Raw genomic sequence first — 20,294 nt, forward strand, 5'->3', positions numbered from 1 at the left:
TACCCCGTGGTCGATCACTTGAGTACCGCGCGGTGGCGGGCCTGCAAGCCGATATCAGTGATTTCGGTGAAGTGGAGGGTGGTGCCTGGGTCGACAGGCGCAGGGGCGTCCAGAGTCTTGCTCTGGTGCGGGGCGAGCAGCACGTAGTCGCTGAGGACCTGGCTGTCGGTGTGCAGGTTGACCAGTGACAGGTGAAAGGCGCTGGGGTTGCTGACCGTGACGCGCGCCCCCTGCGTGCGCCACACCAACTGCTGCACCGCCTCTGCCGAACCGCCGGCCAGCGCGGGCGGGCGATAGAACAGCTTGAGGCGTTGGCGGATCGCGAACTGCACGCTGTTGGCGTTCTCGGGCTTGAGCGGAATTTCCAGGATGTTGAGCCAGAACAGCGACTCTCGGTCCGTGGGCAAACCTTCGCCGGCGTAGAGCAGGCGCAGCGAGTGATGTTCGCCAGGCCCCAGGCGCACCAAGGGTTCAGTGGCCACAAACGGCACGTCGCCGTTGGCCGCGGTGTCGTCGCCGGTGATCCAGGTTTGCACCACCAGTTCGCGGGCGGCCTGGTTGACCACGCCGATACTGGCCCCCCTGTCCTGGCCCAGGTAGATCAGGCGCGTGCCTTCGATTTTCAGGGCCGCGCGGGCCGGTGGCGCGAGGGTCAGCAGCACACCGGCCAGCAGCAGTAGACGAAACAGAAACATGAACACAACGGGATTCCATAGCGGCGTTTGGGGCGCGGGCCATGGTAGGTGGGCGCAGGCGTCGAGGCTTTGAGGCGATTCTTAAAAGTGCCGGCATGCCCCGGGTTGCCGTTTCAGAATCGCCTTAAAGTCAGGCTTTACCTCTGGCAGTTACCGTGAGCGACGCTGATGCCCACCTGTCAGGTTTACCCTATGCCCAATAAAGCGTTACGCCTGCTGATCGCCGATGCGGATCTCCTGCAGCGGATCAAGATCGAGAAAATGCTCAACCAGCTGGGCTATCACCGCATTGCCCCGCTGGCTTCGTTCGACGAGTTGCAAGCGTTGACGCGCTCGGAAGGCGTGGCATTCGACCTGTTGATCATCGACACCGCGCTGGTGCGCTCGCGGCAGGTGAACCTGCTCAAGTATTGCCACGACAACCCGTTGATTCGCCACACGCTGATTTACGACGGGCAATGTGCGCAGAGTTCGCTGGTGTCGGTGTCCGTGAGCCAGACCCTGCATTTGGCGCTGTCACAGTCACCGGACTTCAACTCGTTGCGCCGCTGCATGGAAATCGTCGACCCGGCGCATGCGGTGCCGGCGGTAGAGCGGCCGACGTTGCGCACCGTTGATACGGAAGGCGTCGCTCCCCGTGCGAGCAAACTGTCGATTGCCGCGCGAACCGCCTTCCAGGGTGACCCCGCCGTGGTCGCCTGTGCGATTGGGTTATCACCCAAGCGGTGAGGCGCCCGCCGGATGCTTGAAACATGATTTTACATTTGTCCCACGCCTCTCTATGATCCATCGCTATCGGAGATGGCATTCCTCCTTGACCCAACCGCTGCGTCCCGCAGCTGATGATGCCTACAGACACCTGGTCAACTCAGGGCTGTAGGCGTTCGCGCATAAACTCCCTCGTTGATCCGGCCCCTTTGGTTTATTTGTGGCTGATTCCATGTTCTCTCTCAAGCGCCCTGAACAACTCGACCTTATTCCGTACCTGATCAAATGGTTACTGCTCGCCAGCGTGGTGGCCGTGCTCGCCGGCAGCGCGTCGGCGCTGTTCCTGTTCTCGCTGGACAACGCCACCGCGTGGCGCGAAGCCCACCGCTGGATCATCTGGCTGTTGCCCCTGGCAGGGTTTGCGGTGGGGCTGGTGTACCACTGGGTGGGCAAGCCGGTGGATGCCGGCAACAACCTGTTGATCGATGAAATCCACGATCCCAAGAAAGTCGTACCGCTGCGCATGGTGCCGCTGGTGCTGGGCGGTACGCTGGTGTCCCATTTGTTTGGCGCCTCGGTCGGCCGTGAAGGTACGGCTGTGCAAATGGGTGGGGCGCTGGCGGACCAGTTGACCCGGGTGTTTCGCCTGCGGCGTGAAGATCGGCGCATCGTGTTGATGGCCGGCATCAGTGCCGGCTTTGCGTCGGTCTTCGGCACACCACTGGCGGGGGCCTTGTTCGGCCTGGAGGTGCTGGCGATCGGGCGCATGCGCTATGACGCGCTGTTCCCTTGTGTGGTGGCGGCCATCGTGGCCGACCAGATCGGCCTGGCCTGGGGTGTGGTGCACACCCATTACCCCATCGGTGAAGTGGTGCCGGTGTCGCTGTGGAGTGTGCTGGCGGTGGCCGTGGCCGGCGTGGTGTTCGGCCTGGTGGGGATGTTGTTTGCCACCGCGACCCACCGTCTGGGCGCGCGGGTCAAGCGCATGATTCCCTACGGGCCGCTGCGGCCGTTGCTGGGGGGCGTCATCATCGCCGTGGCGGTGTGGGCCCTGGATGCCTACGCCTACATCGGCCTGGGCATTCCCAGCATCGTGCAATCCTTCAACGTGCCGATGGCACCGTGGGACTGGCTGGGCAAGCTGGTGTTCACCGTGGTTTCCCTGGGCAGCGGTTTCAAGGGGGGTGAAGTCACACCGCTGTTCTATATCGGCGCTACCCTGGGCAATGCGTTGGCGCCCTTGCTGCACCTGCCATTCGCGATGCTCGCGGGCATCGGTTTTGTGGCGGTGTTTGCCGGTGCGGCGAATACGCCGCTGGCGACTATCGTGATGGCCATGGAGCTGTTCGGCCCAGAGATTGCGCCCCTGGCTGCCATCGCCTGTATCGCCAGTTACCTGGTCTCCGGGCACACTGGCATTTATCACGCCCAGCGTATCGGCCATGCCAAGCATGAGCGTTTCAAACAGGAGCCCAAGTGAGTCTATGAATGCATTGCTGGAAACGCGCGCCCTTACGCGCCTGGATGAACGCCGAGGCGTGGCATTGTTGCAGCCGACCGATTTCACCTTGACGGCTGCTGATCGCGTGTCGATCACCGGCGCGTCCGGCTCTGGCAAAAGTGTCTTCCTGCGCGCACTGGCCCTGCTGGACGCGCCCAGCTCCGGGCAGATCCTGTGGAACGGCCAGCCGATCAGCAATGCGCAGATTCCCCATTACCGGTGCCACATCAGTTACCTGTCCCAGCGCCCGGCGCTGCTGGAAGGCACGGTGGAAGACAACCTGCGTTTCCCCTTCAGCCTCAAGACCTCGCGCAACCGCCGCTTCGACCTGGCCACGGTCACCACCTTGCTGGGGCATGCCGGCAAGGCATCGGACTTTCTGGCCAAGCGTGCCGCCGACCTGTCGGGGGGTGAGTCCCAGGTGGTTTCGCTGATCCGCACCCTGCAACTCAACCCCGAAGTGCTGTTGCTTGATGAACCCACGGCGGCCCTCGACCCTGCATCGTCCCGTGAAGTGGAAGCGCTGATCAATGCCTGGTTTGCCGCCGATCGCTCTCGCGCCTGTATCTGGGTCTCCCACGACCTGGACCAGGCCCGGCGCATGAGCGACATCCACTTGCAGATGAGTGCCGGCGTGTTGAGCACGGCGGTGCAGCCATGAACTATCACAACCTCACCGCGCTGGACATGGGCATTGCTGCCTCGCTGATCCTGATCAACGGGGTGCTGTCGCTGCTGCTGCGCCTGGGCCTGGAGCGCCAATTGCTGTGGGCGGCGGTGCGCACCGTGGTGCAACTGCTGGCCATCGGTTACCTGCTGGGCTGGGTGTTCGAGTTTGCCTATTGGTACGTGGTGCTGCCGTTGATGTGCGCGATGACCTTGATTGCCGGTGTCTCGGCAGCGGGGCGAGGGCGGCGCACGTACAAGGGGCAGCGGGTCGACAGCATTGTGTCGGTGTGGGGCAGCTCGTGGCTGGTCACGGCCGTGGGCCTGTTTGCGGTGATCCGCATTCACCCGTGGTATGAACCGCAGTATGCGATCCCGATTCTTGGCATGATTTTGGGCAATACCCTTACCGGCGTGTCCCTGGGCATAGAGCGCATGACCCAGGAATTGACCTCAGGGCGCAACACCATCGAGATGATCCTGGCCCTGGGTGGCTCACGCTGGGAGGCCGCTCAGGAAGCGATCCGCCAGGCCGTGCGTGCCGGGATGATCCCGACGCTGAACCAGATGACCGTGGTGGGCATCGTCAGCCTGCCGGGCATGATGACCGGCCAGGTGCTGGCAGGGGAGAGCCCGGTGGATGCGGTGCGCTATCAGATCGTGATCATGTTCCTGATCGCCGCCTCGTCGGCGTTGGGCACGGTGGGTGCGGTGTTGCTCACCTACCGCCGGTTGTTCTCCACCAGCCACCGCTTTTTGCGCGATCGCCTGCAAGAACGCTGACCCTCTCAACCCCCCTGAAGATCCCCGGTGGGAGCCGTCGAGCCTTAGCGAGGCCACGAAGGCGGCGGCACAGTCGATACAGGTGCTGACTGACCCACCGCTTTCGCACCCTCGCTGAAGCTCGACAGCTCCCACAGGGGAACGGCTGTGTACTTCAGGGCGGGTTCAGGCCAGGTCCGGCACGCCGAAGTCCAGCACCACTTTCATCGCCTGGGTCTTGTCCGCCGCCAGCTCGAACGCCTGCACCGCATCGCCGAACGGCACGGTGTGGGAGATCACCGGGCGTACGTCGATGATGCGGCGGTTGAGCAAATCCACCGCCTGGGCGAATTCCGGGTGGAAGCGGAAGGTGCCGCGCAGGTCGATCTCACGGCTCACCAGCAGGTTGAGCGGCAGCGACACATCGCCCCCCAGGCCGACGGTGACGAGCACGCCACGCGGGGCGATGCATTCCAGGCCGTTGCGCAGGGCCTGGGCACTGCCGGATACCTCGAACATCACGTCGAAGTAACCCTTTTCCGCGGTATAGCGCTTAAGCGCATCGGCGCCATCGGCCAGGTTGTGGGTGCGCGTGGCGCCCATGTTTTCGGCGCAGGCGAGGGCGCTGGCGGACAGGTCCACGGCAACGATCTCACCGGCGCCCGCCGCGCGCAGGCTGCCGATCAGCAGGTTGCCGATGGGCCCGCAGCCGGTCACCAGCACGCGCTTGCCGAACACCGCACCGGCGCGCTGGATCGCGTGCAAGCCCACCGACAACGGCTCGGCCAAGGCCCCTTCGGCGAGGCTGACTTCATCGGCCAGCCCATGGGCCTGATGGCTCTCAATCACCAGGCTTTGGCGAAACGCACCCTGGATATGCGGGTAGGGCATCGCGCTGCCGTAGAAGCGCATGTTCAGGCAATGGTTGGGCAAGCCTTGGTGGCAGTAACGGCAACCGCCGCAGGGGCGCGAAGGTGATACCGCAATGCGCTGGCCGACCTTGAACGCGCCGGCGTCACGGCCCACCGCGTCGATCACCGCCGACACTTCATGGCCGAGCACCATCGGCTCGCGCAGGCGCACGGTGCCGAAACCGCCGTGCTGGTAGTAATGCAGGTCCGAGCCGCAGATGCCGCCCCGGGCAATGCGCACGCGCAACTGGTCGGGGGCGAGGGTTTGCGGTTCATCCTGGGGATCGACCCGCAGGTCTTTCGAGGCATGGCAGACAATGGCGTGCATAAGGTTCTCCAGGATTACAGCGACGCGGTGATGCCACCGTCGACGTACAGAATATGACCGTTAACGAAGCTCGCCGCATCGCTGGCAAGAAACACCGCTGCGCCCGCCAGCTCCTCGACATCGCCCCACCGGCGGCTTGGGGTGCGTTGCACCAACCAGTCGCTGAACTCAGGGTTGGCCACCAGGTTGGCGTTGAGCTCGGTCTTGAAGTAGCCCGGGCCGATACCGTTGACCGTCAGACCGTGCGGGCCCCAGTCGATGGCCATGCCCTTGGTGAGCATTTTCAACGCGCCCTTGCTCGCGGCATACGGCGCGATGCCCGGGCGGCCCAGTTCGCTTTGCACCGAGCAGATGTTGATGATGCGCCCGCGTTTGCGCGGAATCATCGCCCGCGCCACCGCCTGCCCCACCAGGAACGCGCTGTCGAGGTTGGTGCTGATCAGCTCGCGCCAATGCTGCTCGCTGTAGTCTTCCAACGGGCCACGGCGTTGCATGCCGGCGTTGTTCACCAGGATCTCCAGCGGGCCCAGGCGTTCTTCGATGTCGGCCACCGCAGCCTGGATCGCCGTGCTGTCGGTCACATCGAACGCCTGGGTATGCACCTGCAGGCCTTCGGCAGCGAGCAGGGCCGCCGCGTCGCGCAAGGTGCTGCGGTTGCGCCCGTTGAGCACCACCTGTGCGCCGGCCTGGGCCAGGCCTCGGGCAATCGCCAGGCCGATCCCGGCGCTGGAACCGGTGACCAGCGCGAGCCGGCCATCGAGGCGGAAGTTGTCTAGAACGCTTTTCATGGGTTACCTCTCCTAACGCTTCACACCACCAACGACAGCAGCATGATGAACCCCAGGGCGGCGAAGGAGAGCACGGTCTCCATCAGCGTCCAGGTCTTGAAAGTCTCGACGACGGTCATGTTGAAGTACTGCTTGACCAGCCAGAAGCCGGCGTCGTTGACATGGGACAGCACTAACGAACCGGCGCCGGTGGCGAGCACCAGCAGCTCGCGGTTCACCCCCGGCATCAGGCCGATGACGGGCGCCACAATGCCTGCGCCCGTGATGGTCGCGACCGTTGCCGAGCCTGTGGCCACGCGAATCACCGCCGCCACCAGCCACGCCAGCAGGATCGGCGAAATTTCGGCACGCACCGCCATATGCCCGATCACATCACCGACGCCGCTGGCCACCAGCATCTGCTTGAAACCACCGCCGGCGCCGACGATCAGCACAATCGCGGCGGTGGGGGCCAGGCTCGAATCCAGCAGTTTGCTCAGTTGCTCCCGCGAGAACCCGCGCGCCGCCCCAAAGGTATAGAACGCCAGCAACAAGGCTGCGAGCAGGGCGGTGATGGGGTGGCCGATAAAGTCCATCCACACCCGGAAAGTGGCGTCGGCGGCGAAGGCCACGTCGGCGAACGTCTTGAGCAACATCAGCACCACGGGCAGCAGGATGGTGGTGACGGTAATCCCGAAGCCCGGCAGGTTGTCCCCCGAGGACTCCTTGGCCAGTTGCTCCATCAGCTCGTCCGAGGCCTTGCCCGGCACGTAGCGCGAAATCAGGTTGCCAAACAACGGCCCGGCGATCACCGCCGTGGGCAGGCCGACGACCAGCCCGTAGAAAATCGTCTTGCCGATATCTGCGCCGAAGATGCCGATGGCCAGCAACGGCCCCGGGTGCGGCGGCACCAGCCCGTGCACCACCGACAGGCCGGCGAGCAGCGGCATGCCGACTTTGATCAGCGACAGCCCGGTGCGCCGCGCCACGATGAATACCAGCGGGATCAGCAGCACAAAGCCGATTTCAAAAAACAGCGGGATGCCCACCAGGAACGCCGAAAACATCATCGCCCAATGCACGCGCTGTTTGCCGAAGGCGCGGATCAGGGTGCGGGCGATCTGGTCGGCACCACCGGAGTCGGCCATCAACTTGCCGAGCATGGTGCCCAGGCCGAGGATGATGCCGACGAAGCCCAGCACACCGCCAAAACCGTCCTGGAACGACTTCATGACCTTGTCCACCGGCATGCCGGAGGTCAGGCCGAGGAAGCCTGCAGCCACGGTCAGGGCGACAAAGGGGTGGACCTTGAGGTGGGTGATCAACAATATCAATCCGATAATCGTGACCAGCGCATCGAGCAGCAGATAAGTGTCGTTAGCCATGCCGAGCATGGTGCCTCCTTGTTCTCATTGTTATAGGCCAGGCCCTGTCATATCGTGTATGACAGAGTGTTACTTCACCGCAGGCGCGGGCGAGCGTCCAATTTTCATTTGTGATCGGGTGATCAATGTTCGTGATAAGCAGGGTGATTTGATGGAGCTCAAGCACTTGCGCGCCTTTGTGGTGCTGGCCCAGGAACTGCATTTCGGCCGGGCGGCGGCGCAGCTGTCGATCGTGCAACCGGCGTTGAGCATGCAGATCAAGTTGCTGGAAAGTGGCCTGGGCGTGCGCCTGCTGGACCGCAACCGCCACTCGGTGACCCTGACCGACGCGGGCCGCGCGTTTTTGCCGGAAGCCCAGGCCACCTTGCACCAGGCGGCGCGTGCGGCGGATGCGGCGCGGGCGTCCAACCGTGGCGAAATCGGCCGGGTGCGTTTGGGGTTTGTGTCGTCAGTGCTGCCGCAACTGTTGCCCGAATTGATCCGCGCCGTGCACCAGCGCTACCCGCGCATCGAGCTGGAACTCAAGGACATGCCCGGGCCGGACCAGGCGGCCGCGCTGAAGAACGGCCTGCTGGACTTCGGCCTGATGCGCTTGCCCGCCAGCCACCCCGGCGTGCAGACCCGGGCGGTGCTGCACGAGCATTTCTGCGTGGCATTGCCGGTGGATCACCCGTTGGCGTCGAAAACCTGCCTGCACCCTGCCGACCTGCTCCAGGTGCCGGTGTATATCCTGGCGCGCCGCTATGCGCCGGGCTTTTACGACGAATTCATCCAGGCGGTGGGCCTGCCCCTGGCAATCGCCTCCGAGCTGGGTGAGTTCACCACCATGCTTGCGCTGGTGTCGGCCGGGTTGGGGGTGGGGGTACTGCCGCAACAGGCGGCACGGGCACTGCCGGCCAACTGCGTGTCGCGGCCGTTGGAGCTGGGCGCGTTCCAGGCCGCCACCGGCCTGGCCTGGACCGAGTTGGACAGCGCGGTAAAGACCACCCTGTTCAACCTGATCGTGGAATTGTTTGGCGAGTGATTGTTTCGCCCGATGAAATGCTGGATTGTAAATCCTGGTGATTCCAACGACCGAGGCAGCGGTAGACGATGCGAGGCGTCGATCACCCACTCTTTTGGAGCCTTCCATGATCAAGCTTTATGGTTTCCCGTTGTCCGGTCATTCCCACCGGGTCGAGCTGATGTTGTCCCTGCTGGGCCTGCCCACCGAATTTGTACTGGTGGACCTCAAGGTCGGCGCGCAAAAAGCCCCGGACTATATCGCCACGATCAACAGCTTTGGCCAGGTGCCTGCGATTGATGACAACGGTGTGGTACTGGCCGACTCCAACGCGATCCTGGTGTACCTCGCAAACACCTACGGCAAGGGCCAATGGTTGCCGAGCGACGCGGCGGGGCAAGCGCGCGTGCAGCGCTGGTTGTCGGCAGCTGCGGGTCAACTGAGCGCCGGACCTGCCGCCGCGCGGCTGGCCACGGTGTTTGGTGCCGAGGTCGACACCGTCGCCACCATTGCTCGGTCCCACGCCTTGCTGAAACTGGTGGAGACACAACTGAGCCAGAGCCGCTTCCTGGCCAGCGAGCAACCCACGATTGCCGATATCGCGTTCTACACCTACGTGGCCCATGCGCCGGAAGGCAATGTGTCGTTGGCCGACTACCCTCATGTACGCGCCTGGCTCGCCAGCCTCGAAGCGCTGCCAGGGTTCGTCGGCATGCCCCGCACTGCCGTCGGCCTGCAATCCCAATAACCCAACTGTAGTGAGCGAGCTTGCTCGCGCTGGGCGGCGAAGCCGCCCCAACAAGACCACCGCGTTTCTTCTGAGGGTACGCGGTGACGGTTTTGGGGCTGGTTCGCAGCCCAGCGCGAGCAAGCTCGCTCACTACAGTCATTAGAAAAAAGGGCGGTTGATGGACCGATTTCACGAAATGCAGGTGTTCCTGGCGGTGGCCGAGGAGGAGGGCTTTGCCGCAGCGGCGCGTCGTCTGAAAACCTCGCCGCCCAGCGTGACCCGCGCCATCGCCGCCATGGAAGAGCGCATCGGCACCCAATTGCTGGCGCGCACCACCCGCAGCCTGCATCTCACCGAAGCCGGCCAGCGTTACCTAGAAGATTGCCGGCGCATCCTGGCGGAACTCGATGAGGCCGAGGAAGCGGCGGCGGGCAGTTATTCCATCCCCTGTGGCCACCTGACCGTGACCGCACCGGTGCTGTTTGGCGAGCTGTATGTGGCGCCGGTGCTGGGGGACTACCTGGATCGGTTCCCGTTGGTGAACATCAACGCCTTGCTGGTCGATCGCGTGGTCAACATGACCGACGAAGGTGTGGATGTGGCGGTGCGTATCGGCCATCTGCACGAGCCCGGGCAGCAGGCGATCAAGGTGGGCGAAGTGCGCCGGGTGGTGTGTGCCTCGCCGGCCTACCTGCAACAGCACGGGCGGCCCAGCCATCCGTCGCAGTTGCGTGAAGCCAAGATCGCCACGTCGTCGTCCAGCCAGTTGGTCAGCGAGTGGGGCTTTATCGAGGCGGGCCAGCCGTTGACGGTGCCCATCGAGCCACGCCTGGTGGTCACGGCGAACAACGCGGCGATCAACCTGGCTCGGCTGGGTTGGGGTATGACCCGCGTGTTGTCCTATCAGGTGGCGGCCGCTGTGGCAGTGGGCGAGCTGGAGGTGGTGCTCGAAGCCTTCGAGCCGCCGCCGCTGCCGATCCAGGTGGTGTTCCAGAAGAGCGGCCGCGTGCCGGCCAAGATCAACACCTTTGTCGATTTCCTCAGCCATCGCCTGGGCCAGGACGCCGCGCTGAACCCGGCGATGAAACGGCGCAACTGATGGAGCGTTATCGCGACATGCAGCTGTTCGCCGCCCTGGCCGGGCAACCGAGCCTGGCGTCGGCGGCGCGTTGCGCGCAGGTGTCCGGCCCGACCCTGGTACGCGCGGTGGCCCGCCTGGAAGCACGATTGCGCGTGCCGTTGCTGGCGCGCAGCACCCGTGGCGTACGCCTCACCGATGCCGGCCATGCTTACTTGGCCGATTGCGTGCGCCTGCTCGCCGCCGTGGACGCCGCCGAAGCCTCGGCCAAGGGCTTGCATGTGCAGGCCCAGGGCAACCTGCGGGTGTTCTTGCCGTTTTTGTTCAGCCGCTATGTGATGGCGCCGGTGTTGGCCGACTACCTGGATCGCTATCCCGAGGTGAGCCTGGTCGCTCACTACCATGACTATTACCCGAACCTGCACGAAGAAGGGCTCGACGTGGCAATCCTCGTCGGCGAGCTGCCCGATTCGGCGTTGATTGCCCGGCCGGTGGGGCAGGTGCGGCCTATCCTCTGCGCCAGCCCCGATTACCTCGCGGCCCACGGCGAACCCCACCACCCGGACGACCTCAAGCGGCATCGACTGATTGCCGGTGCCGATCAGGTGCACTGGGATTTCCAAGGCTACTCACTCAAGGCCCGTGCCCGCCTGGGCTGTGCCACGGTGCAAGGCGCGATCAACGCGGCCGTGCATGGCGCGGGGTTGATTCGTTGCCTGAGTTATCCGGTTCACGAACACCTGCAGAGCGGGCAGTTACGCCGTGTCTTGCCGGACTTTGAGCTGCCACCCCTGCCTGTGAACGTGGTGTACCGCGAAGGCCGCAACGCGCCGATGCGCGTGCGCAGCTTTGTCGACCACTGCGTGAGCGCGTTGCGCGAGCATCCGGCATTTCAGCTGGCGTAATAGTGGATTGCCTGGCGTGGTGATTCCCACGCCGGCGGGTAGGGCGCAGCATCGGGGTATCAACGAGTAGGAGGTACGCGCCATGAACCTGATCGAACAGTCTGTGTGGCATGCCGGCGAACGGCAGATTCAAGAGGCGGTGGGCGTGGCTGACCGCATGGCGGTAGTCGGGCCCAAGGTGATCCGCGATCACCTGCCGGAACAGCATCGTGACTTCTACCCCTTGTTGCCCTACTTGATGCTGGGCGTGGTGGACGAGCAGGGCATTCCCTGGGCGACGATGGTGGAAGGTGCGCCGGGGTTTGCCCATTCGCCGGACCCTTACACCTTGCAGATCGACAGCCTGCCGTCGATGAGCGACCCGGCCCGCGCCGCCTTTCGCCCGGGTGCTTCGGTCGGCCTGTTGGGGATCGACCTCAACACCCGCCGCCGCAACCGCATGAACGGCCGGATCGGCGCCCTTGATCACGACGGCTTTTCGGTCGACGTGGTGCAGACCTATGGCAACTGCCCCAAATACATCCAACTGCGCCCGGTCGACTCGATTGCCCGCAAGCCCGGCAGCGTGGTGGAGCGCGCCGATGGGCTGGACGATACCGCCCGCGCCATGATCCGCCACGCGGATACATTCTTCGTCGCCAGCTACGTGGACGTGCAAGGCGAACGCTCGGTCGATGTGTCTCATCGAGGCGGCAATACCGGTTTTGTGCGCATCGACGGCAACGTCCTGACCATCCCCGACTTCGCCGGCAACCAGTTCTTCAACACCCTGGGCAACCTGCAGGCCAACCCGGTGGCGGGGTTGTTGTTCATCGACTTTGAGTCAGGGGATGTGTTGCAGCTAACCGGGCGCACCGCGTTGATCCTCGAAGGCCCCGAAGTGGCGCGGTTTGAAGGGGCACAACGGCTGTGGACAGTGACCGTGGAACACATGATCCGACGTCCCGCAGCATTGGCGTTGCGCTGGCAGTTTGCCGAGTTTTCACCGTTCAGCCTGGCGATGGGGCCTTGGTAGCCTGACCAAAGAGGGCCCCTGTAGTGAGCGAGCTTGCCTCGCGCGGCGGCGTGTCAGGTGTGAATAGGGGGCCTGACCCGCCGCGCGAGGCAAGCTCGCTCTCTACAAGTGTTGCGGGATGTTGAACGCGTCAGAGTGCGTGAGGCCGATGGGGTAGCCTTGTTTGCCTACCGACAACAAGGAAGCGTCATGCAACGAAAGGTCATCAATCCCACAACCGTGTTCAATTCCCTGCAATACGGCTTCAGCCAGGCCCTTGAAGTGCCGCAAGGCCGACGGATCATGTTGTCCGGCCAAGTGGGCGTGGAGGCCGATGAACGTACCGTCGGCCCGGGTATCGCCGAACAAACCTATACCGCGCTTGGCAATATCGAAAAAGTCCTGGCCGAGGCGGGCGGCGATCTGTCCCATGTGATCATGCTGCGGCTGTACATCGCCGAGTCCGCCCGCGACCAGCAGGAGCCGATCGCCCAGGCGCTGCGTGAGCGTTTCCCCCGCAACCCGCCACCGTCCTCGTGGATTATCGTCAGCGGTTTGTCGTTGCCCGAATGGCTGATCGAAATCGAGGCCGAAGCCGTTATCCCCGCCGCCTGAATAACCCGTAGGAGCCGGCAAGAAACAGTCAATAGCGGATCATCACCGACTTCAGCTCGGTGTAGTCCTCGATGAACGCGCCACCAAATTCCCGCCCGACCCCCGAAGACCGGTTGCCACCAAACGGCACGGCCGGGTCGAGCAGGGTGTGCATGTTCACCCACAAGGTGCCGGCGTTGATCGCCGGCACCATGCGCAGGGCCTTGCCCAAATCGTTGGTCCACAGGCTGGCGCTGAGGCCGTAGGGGCTGTTGTTCATCAGCGCGAGCAGTTCGTCTTCGCTGTCGTAGGCCAGGAAGGTGGCGATGGGGCCGAAGGTTTCCTCGTTGAGCAGGGTGTCGGCGGCGCTGTTGGCGAGGATCACGGTGGGTTCGATGTAGCAGCCTGGGCGGTCGATGAGGGTGCCGCCGTGGATGATCGTGTTGTGCTCGGCCCGGGCCCGGTCGATGTAGCCGAGCAGTTTCATCTGGTGCTGCTGGTGGGTGACCGGGCCGAACTCGGTGCGTTCATCCAGGGGCGAGCCGATGGTCAGGCGGCTGAGGCGCTGGCTCAGGGTGTCCAGCACCGCCTCGATCTGCGAGCGGTGCACGTAGAAGCGCTCGGCCGCCGCGCAGATTTGCCCGGAGTGCAAGAAGCCTGCTTCAAGGATGCCGTCCACCGCCTTGTCCACGTCCACGTCGCGCAGGAACCCCGCCGCATTCTTGCCGCCCAGTTCCAAGGTCGCACGGGTGAGGCCGGCGCCCATGGCGCTGCGCCCCACGGCAATGCCGGTGGGCACCGAGCCGGTGAAGGACACCTTGTGCGTGCCGGGGTGCTCCACCAAACCCTTGCCGACGTGACCGCTGCCGGTCAACACATTGAGCACGCCGGCCGGCAGCCCGGCTTCAATGGCCAGTTCGGCAATGCGCAAGATCGTCAGCGGCGTGAACTCGCTGGGCTTGATGATGATGCTGCAGCCGGTCACCAGCGCCGAGGCGAGTTTCCAGATGGCAATCATGGTGGAGAAATTCCACGGCACGATGCCCACCACCACGCCCACCGGCTCGCGCAGGGTGAACGCGGTGTAGCGCTCGCCGTTGAACGAGGGCAGCGACGGGGTGATTGTCTGGCCGCTGATCTTGGTGGCCCACCCGGCGTAGTAACGCAGGAAGTGCGCCGCCTGGTCGACCTCGAACGCACGGGAAATCTGGATGATCTTGCCCGACTGGCACGTCTCGATCTGCGCCAGTTCCTCGCGGTTGCGCTCCAGCAAATCCGCCAGCTTGAGCAACACGTTGCCACGAGTTGCCGGTGCAGCCTGGGACCATTGCTGGAAGCCGCGGTTGGCGGAGTCTACCGCCGCGTCGATATCCGCCAGGTCCGCATCGGCCACTTGGGCGATCACCTGCCCAGTGGCCGGGTTGGTCACCGCCAGGGTCTGGCTGGAGTGGCTGCGCACATTGGCGCCGTCGATGAACAACCCATGGGGCCGGCGCAAAAAGGCTTCGACTTGAGGCAGCAGCGGGATATCGCTCATGGCAGGTTTCCTGGCAGGTCACAAAAGAAAACCCGAGGGTAACCAGCGGGCGGCCCGGTGGGCTTGTCTGTGCCTGCCGCGCCTCATGTCTGTGGCTGCCACTGTCATGGAAAGTACAACCTCTCCTGTGGAACGTGCATTTTCCAGGCGCGCTGCCCCATCGATACTGGCCCTGCATCCGGCGTCGTTCCTCTGTTTGGAGCGTCTGCCCGACTTCCAATAATAAGCAGGGCCGTCCATGAAAAAGCCAAACCCGCTCCTTGAAGACCTCAAGCCACTCCTGCCCCTCATTGCAGCGAATGCCTGCCGTGCCGAACAACAGCGCCAGGTGCCGGATGAAAACATCGCACTGCTCAAAAGCATCGGCCTGCACCGTGCTTTCCAGCCCAAGGCCTATGGGGGCCTGGAGCTTTCGCTGCCCGAGTTTGCCGATTGCATCGCCGCGCTTGCCGGCAGTTGCGCCAGCACCGCCTGGGCCATGAGTTTGCTGTGTACCCACAGCCATCAATTGGCGCTGTTTTCGGCGCGGTTGCAGCAGGACATCTGGGGCGAAAACCCCGACGCCACCGCCAGCAGCAGTATTGCGCCGTTCGGCCGGGTGGTGGAGGGCGAGGGTGGTGTGCATTTCAGCGGTGAAATGGGCTGGAGCAGCGGCTGTGACCATGGCGAGTGGGCGATTGTCGGCTGCCGTCGGCAGAACCTTGAGGGCGGCCAGGATTACTGCTTTGCCGTGCTGCCGCGCAGCGACTACCAGATCCGTGACGACTGGTACGCGGCGGGCATGAAAGGCAGCGGCACCAAGACCCTGGTGATCGACAACGCCTGGGTGCCCGAGTATCGCATCCAGAAAGCCAAGGACATGATGGAAGGCAAGTCCGCAGGCTTTGGCCTGTACCCCGACAGCCAGATTTTCTATGCGCCGTACCGCCCGTATTTCGCCAGTGGTTTTTCCACCGTGAGCCTGGGCATCGCCGAGCGCATGCTGGAGGTGTTCCGCGAAAAAACCAGAAACCGCGTGCGTGCCTACACCGGCGCCGCGGTCGGTGCGGCCACCCCTGCGTTGATGCGCCTGGCCGAGTCCACCCACCAGGTGGCCGCTGCCCGGGCGTTCCTCGAAAAGACCTGGCAGGACCACGCCGAACACAGCGCCGCCCACCGTTACCCCAGCCGTGAAACCCTGGCGTTCTGGCGCACCAACCAGGCCTACGCGACCAAGATGTGCATCGAGGCCGTGGACCGCCTGTTCGCCGCCGCAGGGGGCAACGCCTGGTTCGACCACAACGAAATGCAGCGCCTGTTCCGCGATTCCCACCTGACCGGCGCCCATGCCTACACCGACTACGACGTCTGCGCGCAGATCCTCGGCCGTGAGCTGATGGGCCTGGAGCCCGATCCGAGCATGGTGTGACGGGTTCTTCCACTACAACAATCAGGGCGCCCGTTGGAGGGCACCCGGGAGTCTTGCATGTCTGAGAGCAGCCTTTTCGACCCACGGGCGTTTCGCCGCGCCCTGGGCAACTTCGCCACCGGCGTGACCGTGGTCACCGCCGCCACGGCCTCCGGGCGCAAGGTGGGCGTGACCGCCAACAGTTTCAATTCGGTGTCCCTCGACCCGCCGCTGGTGCTGTGGAGCATCGACAAACGCTCCAACAGCCATGAGGTGTTCGAGGAAGCCAGCCACTTTGCGGTGAACGTGCTGGCGGCCGACCAGGTGCACCTGTCCAACAACTTTGCGCGCCCCCGTGAAGACCGTTTTGCCCTGATCGAATACGAGCCGGGGGAGGGGGGCTCGCCGGTGTTCGCCGATTGTTCGGCGCGGTTCCACTGCGAGAAATACCAGCAGGTGGACGGCGGCGATCACTGGATCATGATCGGCAAGGTGGTGGCCTTCGACGACTTCGGCCGCGCCCCGCTGCTGTATCACCAGGGGGCGTATGCCGAGGTTCAGGCGCTGCGTCCGTGCGCGCCCGAGGCGGTTCAGAACGGTACGGCCACCACTAGTTGACTGTAGACATTGGTGCCGTTGCCGCCGACCTGGTTGCCGCCGCTCGCGGCATCCTTGTCGGGTTTGTAGAGACCCAGCAGCGGCGTGATGATCAGGTGCTCGTTCACCGCCCATTCGGCGTACAGGTCCAGCTCGCGGCCATCCAGATTTAGTTGGTCGCGGGTGCTGACGGTGCTGTAGTCGAAGAACAGTGCGCCGAGGGTGAGGTTCTCCAGCGGCTTGACCTTGAGTGCCACGTGCTGCACGGCGGTGTTGCTGTTGTAGGGGCCGGAATAGTTGCCCGCCACTTCACCTTGCACCCAGGTGCCGTAACCCCGGTTGAAGCCGGAAAACATCCCGTCCCAATTGCTCGAATAACGCGCGTAGCGGTAGGTCAGGTCCGGTGACCAAGGCAGGTCGGCGAAGGTGTAGCCGGCCTCGGCATAGCCGGCGTTCTGCTGGCTGTCGCGCCGGTCCTGGCGGGCCAGTTCAAAGGCGAAGTGCGCGTTGTCGATGCCCGCGTTGCCGGCGCCGCGCAGGCTGTAGAGGTTCATGCCTTTGCGCTGGCGCTGCAGGTCGGTGGCGAAGCGTTCGTCGACGTCGATGCCATGAATGTAGGTGAGCCCCAGGGTGCCGGGGGCGGCCGTGTATTCCAGGGTGCCGGCCGCCATCTCGGTCATGGCCTGGGCCGGGTTGTCGGACTTGATCCACATCAGGCTGCCATGCACGCCGTCTTTACCACCGAGGCGAATCACTGCGGTCTTGTCAAACGCATGCCGCGCGGCAATGTAGTAGGCGCCGCCGCGATTGAATTCCCCATCGCCCACGCCCTTGCCCAGGTTGGGGCCGTCGTCGTTGACGATAAAACCGTCTCCCAGGGTGATGATCTGCCGGCCGAACGACAGGTCCAGGCCGTCCTTGCCCAGCGCCGGGAACAGGTCGCCGGAGCGCCAGCCAGCAAAGGCTTCGTCAAACTTGGTGGTGCGCTCCTGGCCCGTGGTCACCCCGGAGGCATCGCCGTCGCCCCAGGTGCCGGAACTCACCAGGTTGGCCGTGCCGTACACGCCGCCAAAGCTGCCCAGGCTTTGCTCCACGCTCAAGCCGTACTTGATGAACGCTTCGCGCCAGGTCGAACCGCCGCTGCGCCCGTCGTAGTTTTTCGGGCTGTTGAACATCCCGTACACGGCGAGGAAGTTGCCGGTGACCTTGGTGTCGGCGTCGGCGTACAGCTCGACCGCCTGGGCCTGGCCCACCAGCAACGCAATGCCCAGGCCGACCGCCTGGCGCAGGCGGCGATTTTTCAGTGTGTGCTCCATTGTTATTGTCCCCAGCTTGGTTAAGAGTGAGGGCGCATTAGGGCGAGCGGTGGGAGGCCAAGTCTTTCATTTGCGTGCCAGGGAATTGACCCAGGCCGCCACGCTGCACGCTGTGGCAGGGAGCAACAAAAGCGCCGGCAGACAGGGGCAAGACGATCAACTCGAGTGGGGCGCAGAGTGATTGCACATTAAAAAAAACCGTCTACGAGGACCCCATCATGTCGATCAACGACCGACTCACCGCGCACCTCAACCGGGGCACGGTCGGTTTCCCCACCGCGTTGGCCAGCACCATTGGCCTGATCATGGCCAGCCCGGTGATTCTCACCGCCACCATGGGCTTCGGCATCGGCGGCAGTGCGTTCGCCCTGGCGATGCTGATCGCCGTGGTGATGATGCTCGCCCAGGCCACCACCTTCGCCGAGGCGGCGTCGATCCTGCCCACCACTGGCTCGGTGTACGACTACATCAACTGCGGCATGGGGCGGTTCTTTGCGATCACCGGCACCTTGTCGGCCTACCTGATCGTGCATGTGTTCGCCGGCACCGCCGAGACCATCCTGTCCGGCGTCATGGCCCTGGTGAACTTCGAACACCTCAACACATTGGCAGAATCAGCCGGGGGTTCATGGCTGCTGGGCGTGGGCTTCGTGATCGTCTTTGGTGTGCTGAACGCCTTCGGCGTGAGCGCGTTTGGCCGGGCGGAAATCATCCTCACCTTTGGCATGTGGACCACCCTCATGGTGTTCGGCGTGCTCGGCCTGATCGCCGCGCCTGCCGTGCAGTTGGAGGGCTGGTTCGGCGAGTCGCTGGTGGGCACCGACCTGGTCACCGTGCTGTCGCTGGTGGGCATGGCGATGTTCATGTTTGTCGGCTGCGAGTTCGTCACCCCCCTGGCACCGGACCTGCGCCAATCGGCCAAGGTCATGCCGCGCGCAATGATGCTGGGACTGATGGGCGTGGCCACGTGCATGTTCATCTACGGCGCGGCAATGAAACGCCAAGTGGAAAACGTGGTGCTCGACGCCGCCAGCGGCATCCACCTGCTGGACACCCCGATGGCCATCCCCAAATTCGCCGAACAGGTGATGGGCCAAATCGGCCCCCTATGGCTGGGCATCGGCTTCCTGTTTGCCGGTGCAGCCACCATCAACACCCTGATGGCCGGCGTGCCGCGCATCCTCTACGGCATGGCGGTGGACGGCGCATTGCCCAAGGTCTTCACCTACCTGCACCCGCGCTTCAAGACGCCGCTGCTGTGCATTCTCGTGGCGATGCTGATTCCCTGCCTGCACGCCCTGTACCTGGGCGGCAACACCGACAACATCATGCACCTGGTGCTGGCGGCGGTGTGCGCGTGGAGCTTTGCCTACCTGCTGGTGACAGTGTCGGTGGTGAGCCTGCGCATCCGCCGGCCAGACCTGCCACGGGCCTACCGCTCGCCGTGGTTCCCGTTGCCGCAGATTGTGTCGAGCATCGGCATTCTGTTGGGCATGTGGTTCATCACCCCACCCGGCATGAACCCCGCCGACATCTACATCCCCTTCGGCGTCATGCTCGCCGGCACGGCGGCGTATGCCTTGTTCTGGACCCTCGTGGTGCAGAAGGTCAACCCCTTCAAGCCCGCCTCTGTCGAGGACATATTGGCCAAGGAATTCAGCAACGAACCGGGGCAGCCCCATGATGGTTACAACGACTTTGCGGCAAAGACTGTCTGACCTGTTCCGCGCCGACCGCGCCCCCGCCGGCTACCGCCCCGGCGTGACCCTGGCACACCTGCGCCGCAACCTCGGGCTGGCCACGCTGGAAGTGGACGGCGTGGCGTTCGAGATCATCGAACGCACCGAATCCCAACTGTTGATGCACCTGGTGCTGACCGAATTCGTGCTGCGCCTACCTGCTGCCACAGAGGGCAGCGCAAGCTACGAGGTGCACCACAGCGGCACGATTCGACGCAACGGCATTCGCGTGCGATGCCGTTCCGGAAACCCGGCGTTGGGTCGTGAGTTGCAGGCGCAACTGTTGGCAGACACCACGCTGTTCCAGGCCCTGATGCCACTGGACTTCAAACGCCTGCGCATCGACCTGCACGACCAGCAATGGTGCGTACGCCTGGAACACATGGGCGGCAGCGAAGTCGTCAATCGCCTGCCGGCGTTTCGGCGTTATATCGCCCTGAGCCCACCACAGCGCACCCACCTCCTGCAAACCCTAAAAGGCCTGCAACGCCTACTATCAAGCTTCTAAAAAACACTCTCGATGCGAAGCGAGCGCCTTTGATCTTGATCTTAGGCGCCCCGTCAAACACGCTGGCCGTAAGCCGACATGGATTTGGGGGGTAAACCGGCAAGGATGCCGGTTTAGCCGCCCCGCGCCATGGATGGCGCGTGGCGGCGGCCCCCCAAATCCATGGCGGATTACGGGCACACC

19 protein-coding genes, 1 pseudogene and 1 riboswitch are annotated in these 20,294 nt (G+C 64.1%); of the genes and pseudogenes, 14 read left to right on the forward strand and 6 right to left on the reverse strand.

Annotated features, from left to right (window positions below; translation table 11 throughout):
• Nucleotides 1-14: 14 nt before the first annotated feature.
• Nucleotides 15-695, reverse strand: coding sequence for a molecular chaperone (locus HX803_RS20855; RefSeq protein WP_178923226.1), 681 nt, complete (start codon nucleotides 693-695; stop codon nucleotides 15-17).
• Nucleotides 696-887: 192 nt separating this feature from the next.
• On the opposite strand from HX803_RS20855, the gene HX803_RS20860 reads away from it, so the two are divergent.
• The 4 genes from HX803_RS20860 to fetB all read left to right on the forward strand — a co-directional run bounded on the left by HX803_RS20860 (nucleotide 888) and on the right by fetB (nucleotide 4,353).
• Nucleotides 888-1,424 (forward strand): chemotaxis protein CheY, encoded by a 537-nt coding sequence (locus HX803_RS20860; protein WP_178923099.1) that lies wholly within the window; start codon nucleotides 888-890, stop codon nucleotides 1,422-1,424.
• Nucleotides 1,425-1,483: 59 nt separating this feature from the next.
• Nucleotides 1,484-1,554: riboswitch (Fluoride riboswitch) on the forward strand.
• 81 nt (nucleotides 1,555-1,635) lie between these two features.
• On the forward strand, nucleotides 1,636-2,883 hold the full coding sequence (locus tag HX803_RS20865) for a voltage-gated chloride channel family protein (protein ID WP_178923101.1): 1,248 nt from the start codon (nucleotides 1,636-1,638) through the stop codon (nucleotides 2,881-2,883).
• A 4-nt stretch (nucleotides 2,884-2,887) separates the two neighbouring features.
• On the forward strand, nucleotides 2,888-3,565 hold the full coding sequence (locus tag HX803_RS20870; protein ID WP_178923103.1) for an ATP-binding cassette domain-containing protein: 678 nt from the start codon (nucleotides 2,888-2,890) through the stop codon (nucleotides 3,563-3,565).
• The gene (gene fetB / locus HX803_RS20875; protein WP_178923105.1) at nucleotides 3,562-4,353 is read left to right on the forward strand and encodes an iron export ABC transporter permease subunit FetB; all 792 of its coding nucleotides are present in this window, start codon (nucleotides 3,562-3,564) and stop codon (nucleotides 4,351-4,353) included. The genes HX803_RS20870 and fetB overlap by 4 nt, the downstream gene beginning before the upstream one ends.
• Before the next feature lie 165 nt (nucleotides 4,354-4,518).
• Here the strand turns inward: fetB and HX803_RS20880 are convergent, their stop codons facing one another.
• Genes HX803_RS20880 through HX803_RS20890 form a run of 3 tightly spaced genes read right to left on the reverse strand, consistent with a single transcriptional unit; the run spans nucleotide 4,519 to nucleotide 7,732 of the window.
• Complete coding sequence (locus HX803_RS20880; RefSeq protein WP_178923107.1) at nucleotides 4,519-5,571, reverse strand: L-idonate 5-dehydrogenase; 1,053 nt, start codon at nucleotides 5,569-5,571, stop codon at nucleotides 4,519-4,521.
• 14 nt (nucleotides 5,572-5,585) lie between these two features.
• Nucleotides 5,586-6,359 (reverse strand): glucose 1-dehydrogenase, encoded by a 774-nt coding sequence (locus HX803_RS20885; RefSeq protein WP_178923109.1) that lies wholly within the window; start codon nucleotides 6,357-6,359, stop codon nucleotides 5,586-5,588.
• Between the two features lie 20 nt (nucleotides 6,360-6,379).
• The gene (locus tag HX803_RS20890; protein ID WP_178923111.1) at nucleotides 6,380-7,732 is read right to left on the reverse strand and encodes a GntP family permease; all 1,353 of its coding nucleotides are present in this window, start codon (nucleotides 7,730-7,732) and stop codon (nucleotides 6,380-6,382) included.
• Nucleotides 7,733-7,874: 142 nt separating this feature from the next.
• Between HX803_RS20890 and HX803_RS20895 the strand changes: the two genes are divergently transcribed.
• From HX803_RS20895 to HX803_RS20920, 6 genes are all read left to right on the forward strand, one after another.
• Nucleotides 7,875-8,747, forward strand: coding sequence for a LysR family transcriptional regulator (locus HX803_RS20895; protein ID WP_178923113.1), 873 nt, complete (start codon nucleotides 7,875-7,877; stop codon nucleotides 8,745-8,747).
• Between the two features lie 106 nt (nucleotides 8,748-8,853).
• Nucleotides 8,854-9,474: a glutathione S-transferase family protein gene (locus HX803_RS20900; RefSeq protein WP_178923115.1), complete on the forward strand. Its 621-nt coding sequence runs from the start codon at nucleotides 8,854-8,856 to the stop codon at nucleotides 9,472-9,474.
• A gap of 160 nt (nucleotides 9,475-9,634) precedes the next feature.
• Entirely contained in the window at nucleotides 9,635-10,555 is a 921-nt protein-coding gene (locus HX803_RS20905; RefSeq protein ID WP_178923117.1) for a LysR family transcriptional regulator, read from the forward strand.
• Nucleotides 10,555-11,439 (forward strand): LysR family transcriptional regulator, encoded by an 885-nt coding sequence (locus tag HX803_RS20910; RefSeq protein WP_178923119.1) that lies wholly within the window; start codon nucleotides 10,555-10,557, stop codon nucleotides 11,437-11,439. The genes HX803_RS20905 and HX803_RS20910 overlap by 1 nt, the downstream gene beginning before the upstream one ends.
• A gap of 82 nt (nucleotides 11,440-11,521) precedes the next feature.
• Nucleotides 11,522-12,454: a pyridoxamine 5'-phosphate oxidase family protein gene (locus HX803_RS20915; RefSeq protein ID WP_178923121.1), complete on the forward strand. Its 933-nt coding sequence runs from the start codon at nucleotides 11,522-11,524 to the stop codon at nucleotides 12,452-12,454.
• Nucleotides 12,455-12,643: 189 nt separating this feature from the next.
• Nucleotides 12,644-13,048: a RidA family protein gene (locus HX803_RS20920; protein ID WP_178923123.1), complete on the forward strand. Its 405-nt coding sequence runs from the start codon at nucleotides 12,644-12,646 to the stop codon at nucleotides 13,046-13,048.
• A 28-nt stretch (nucleotides 13,049-13,076) separates the two neighbouring features.
• Here HX803_RS20920 and HX803_RS20925 read toward each other — a convergent pair whose 3' ends face one another.
• Nucleotides 13,077-14,564: an aldehyde dehydrogenase family protein gene (locus HX803_RS20925; RefSeq protein ID WP_178923125.1), complete on the reverse strand. Its 1,488-nt coding sequence runs from the start codon at nucleotides 14,562-14,564 to the stop codon at nucleotides 13,077-13,079.
• 238 nt (nucleotides 14,565-14,802) lie between these two features.
• Here HX803_RS20925 and HX803_RS20930 point away from each other — a divergent pair, with 238 nt between their 5' ends.
• Nucleotides 14,803-15,972 (forward strand): p-hydroxyphenylacetate 3-hydroxylase oxygenase component, encoded by a 1,170-nt coding sequence (locus HX803_RS20930; RefSeq protein WP_178923127.1) that lies wholly within the window; start codon nucleotides 14,803-14,805, stop codon nucleotides 15,970-15,972.
• 57 nt (nucleotides 15,973-16,029) lie between these two features.
• Nucleotides 16,030-16,509 (forward strand): annotated as a pseudogene (locus HX803_RS20935) (flavin reductase family protein); the annotation flags it as partial.
• Nucleotides 16,510-16,541: 32 nt separating this feature from the next.
• Here the strand turns inward: HX803_RS20935 and HX803_RS20940 are convergent.
• Nucleotides 16,542-17,864 carry a hypothetical protein gene (locus tag HX803_RS20940; RefSeq protein ID WP_178923131.1) on the reverse strand — a complete coding sequence of 441 codons (1,323 nt, stop codon included), beginning with the start codon at nucleotides 17,862-17,864 and terminating at the stop codon, nucleotides 16,542-16,544.
• 218 nt (nucleotides 17,865-18,082) lie between these two features.
• Here HX803_RS20940 and HX803_RS20945 point away from each other — a divergent pair, with 218 nt between their 5' ends.
• Together HX803_RS20945 and HX803_RS20950 are read left to right on the forward strand one after the other, a co-directional pair.
• Nucleotides 18,083-19,582: an APC family permease gene (locus HX803_RS20945; protein ID WP_178923133.1), complete on the forward strand. Its 1,500-nt coding sequence runs from the start codon at nucleotides 18,083-18,085 to the stop codon at nucleotides 19,580-19,582.
• Complete coding sequence (locus HX803_RS20950) at nucleotides 19,545-20,111, forward strand: DUF3156 family protein (RefSeq protein WP_178923135.1); 567 nt, start codon at nucleotides 19,545-19,547, stop codon at nucleotides 20,109-20,111. The genes HX803_RS20945 and HX803_RS20950 overlap by 38 nt, the downstream gene beginning before the upstream one ends.
• Nucleotides 20,112-20,294 lie beyond the last annotated feature (183 nt).

It is taken from the genome of Pseudomonas sp. P7548 (assembly GCF_013386585.1).
Classification (GTDB): Bacteria; Pseudomonadota; Gammaproteobacteria; order Pseudomonadales; family Pseudomonadaceae; genus Aquipseudomonas.

What these genes read in the sequence shown, in the direction of transcription:
- HX803_RS20855 (WP_178923226.1), bottom strand. Translation starts at nt 695, where the DNA reads ATGTTTCTGTTTCGTCTACTGCTGCTGGCCGGTGTGCTGCTGACCCTC.
- HX803_RS20860 (WP_178923099.1), top strand. Translation starts at nt 888, where the DNA reads ATGCCCAATAAAGCGTTACGCCTGCTGATCGCCGATGCGGATCTCCTG.
- HX803_RS20865 (WP_178923101.1), top strand. Translation starts at nt 1,636, where the DNA reads ATGTTCTCTCTCAAGCGCCCTGAACAACTCGACCTTATTCCGTACCTG.
- HX803_RS20870 (WP_178923103.1), top strand. Translation starts at nt 2,888, where the DNA reads ATGAATGCATTGCTGGAAACGCGCGCCCTTACGCGCCTGGATGAACGC.
- fetB (WP_178923105.1), top strand. Translation starts at nt 3,562, where the DNA reads ATGAACTATCACAACCTCACCGCGCTGGACATGGGCATTGCTGCCTCG.
- HX803_RS20880 (WP_178923107.1), bottom strand. Translation starts at nt 5,571, where the DNA reads ATGCACGCCATTGTCTGCCATGCCTCGAAAGACCTGCGGGTCGATCCC.
- HX803_RS20885 (WP_178923109.1), bottom strand. Translation starts at nt 6,359, where the DNA reads ATGAAAAGCGTTCTAGACAACTTCCGCCTCGATGGCCGGCTCGCGCTG.
- HX803_RS20890 (WP_178923111.1), bottom strand. Translation starts at nt 7,732, where the DNA reads ATGCTCGGCATGGCTAACGACACTTATCTGCTGCTCGATGCGCTGGTC.
- HX803_RS20895 (WP_178923113.1), top strand. Translation starts at nt 7,875, where the DNA reads ATGGAGCTCAAGCACTTGCGCGCCTTTGTGGTGCTGGCCCAGGAACTG.
- HX803_RS20900 (WP_178923115.1), top strand. Translation starts at nt 8,854, where the DNA reads ATGATCAAGCTTTATGGTTTCCCGTTGTCCGGTCATTCCCACCGGGTC.
- HX803_RS20905 (WP_178923117.1), top strand. Translation starts at nt 9,635, where the DNA reads ATGGACCGATTTCACGAAATGCAGGTGTTCCTGGCGGTGGCCGAGGAG.
- HX803_RS20910 (WP_178923119.1), top strand. Translation starts at nt 10,555, where the DNA reads ATGGAGCGTTATCGCGACATGCAGCTGTTCGCCGCCCTGGCCGGGCAA.
- HX803_RS20915 (WP_178923121.1), top strand. Translation starts at nt 11,522, where the DNA reads ATGAACCTGATCGAACAGTCTGTGTGGCATGCCGGCGAACGGCAGATT.
- HX803_RS20920 (WP_178923123.1), top strand. Translation starts at nt 12,644, where the DNA reads ATGCAACGAAAGGTCATCAATCCCACAACCGTGTTCAATTCCCTGCAA.
- HX803_RS20925 (WP_178923125.1), bottom strand. Translation starts at nt 14,564, where the DNA reads ATGAGCGATATCCCGCTGCTGCCTCAAGTCGAAGCCTTTTTGCGCCGG.
- HX803_RS20930 (WP_178923127.1), top strand. Translation starts at nt 14,803, where the DNA reads ATGAAAAAGCCAAACCCGCTCCTTGAAGACCTCAAGCCACTCCTGCCC.
- HX803_RS20940 (WP_178923131.1), bottom strand. Translation starts at nt 17,864, where the DNA reads ATGGAGCACACACTGAAAAATCGCCGCCTGCGCCAGGCGGTCGGCCTG.
- HX803_RS20945 (WP_178923133.1), top strand. Translation starts at nt 18,083, where the DNA reads ATGTCGATCAACGACCGACTCACCGCGCACCTCAACCGGGGCACGGTC.
- HX803_RS20950 (WP_178923135.1), top strand. Translation starts at nt 19,545, where the DNA reads ATGATGGTTACAACGACTTTGCGGCAAAGACTGTCTGACCTGTTCCGC.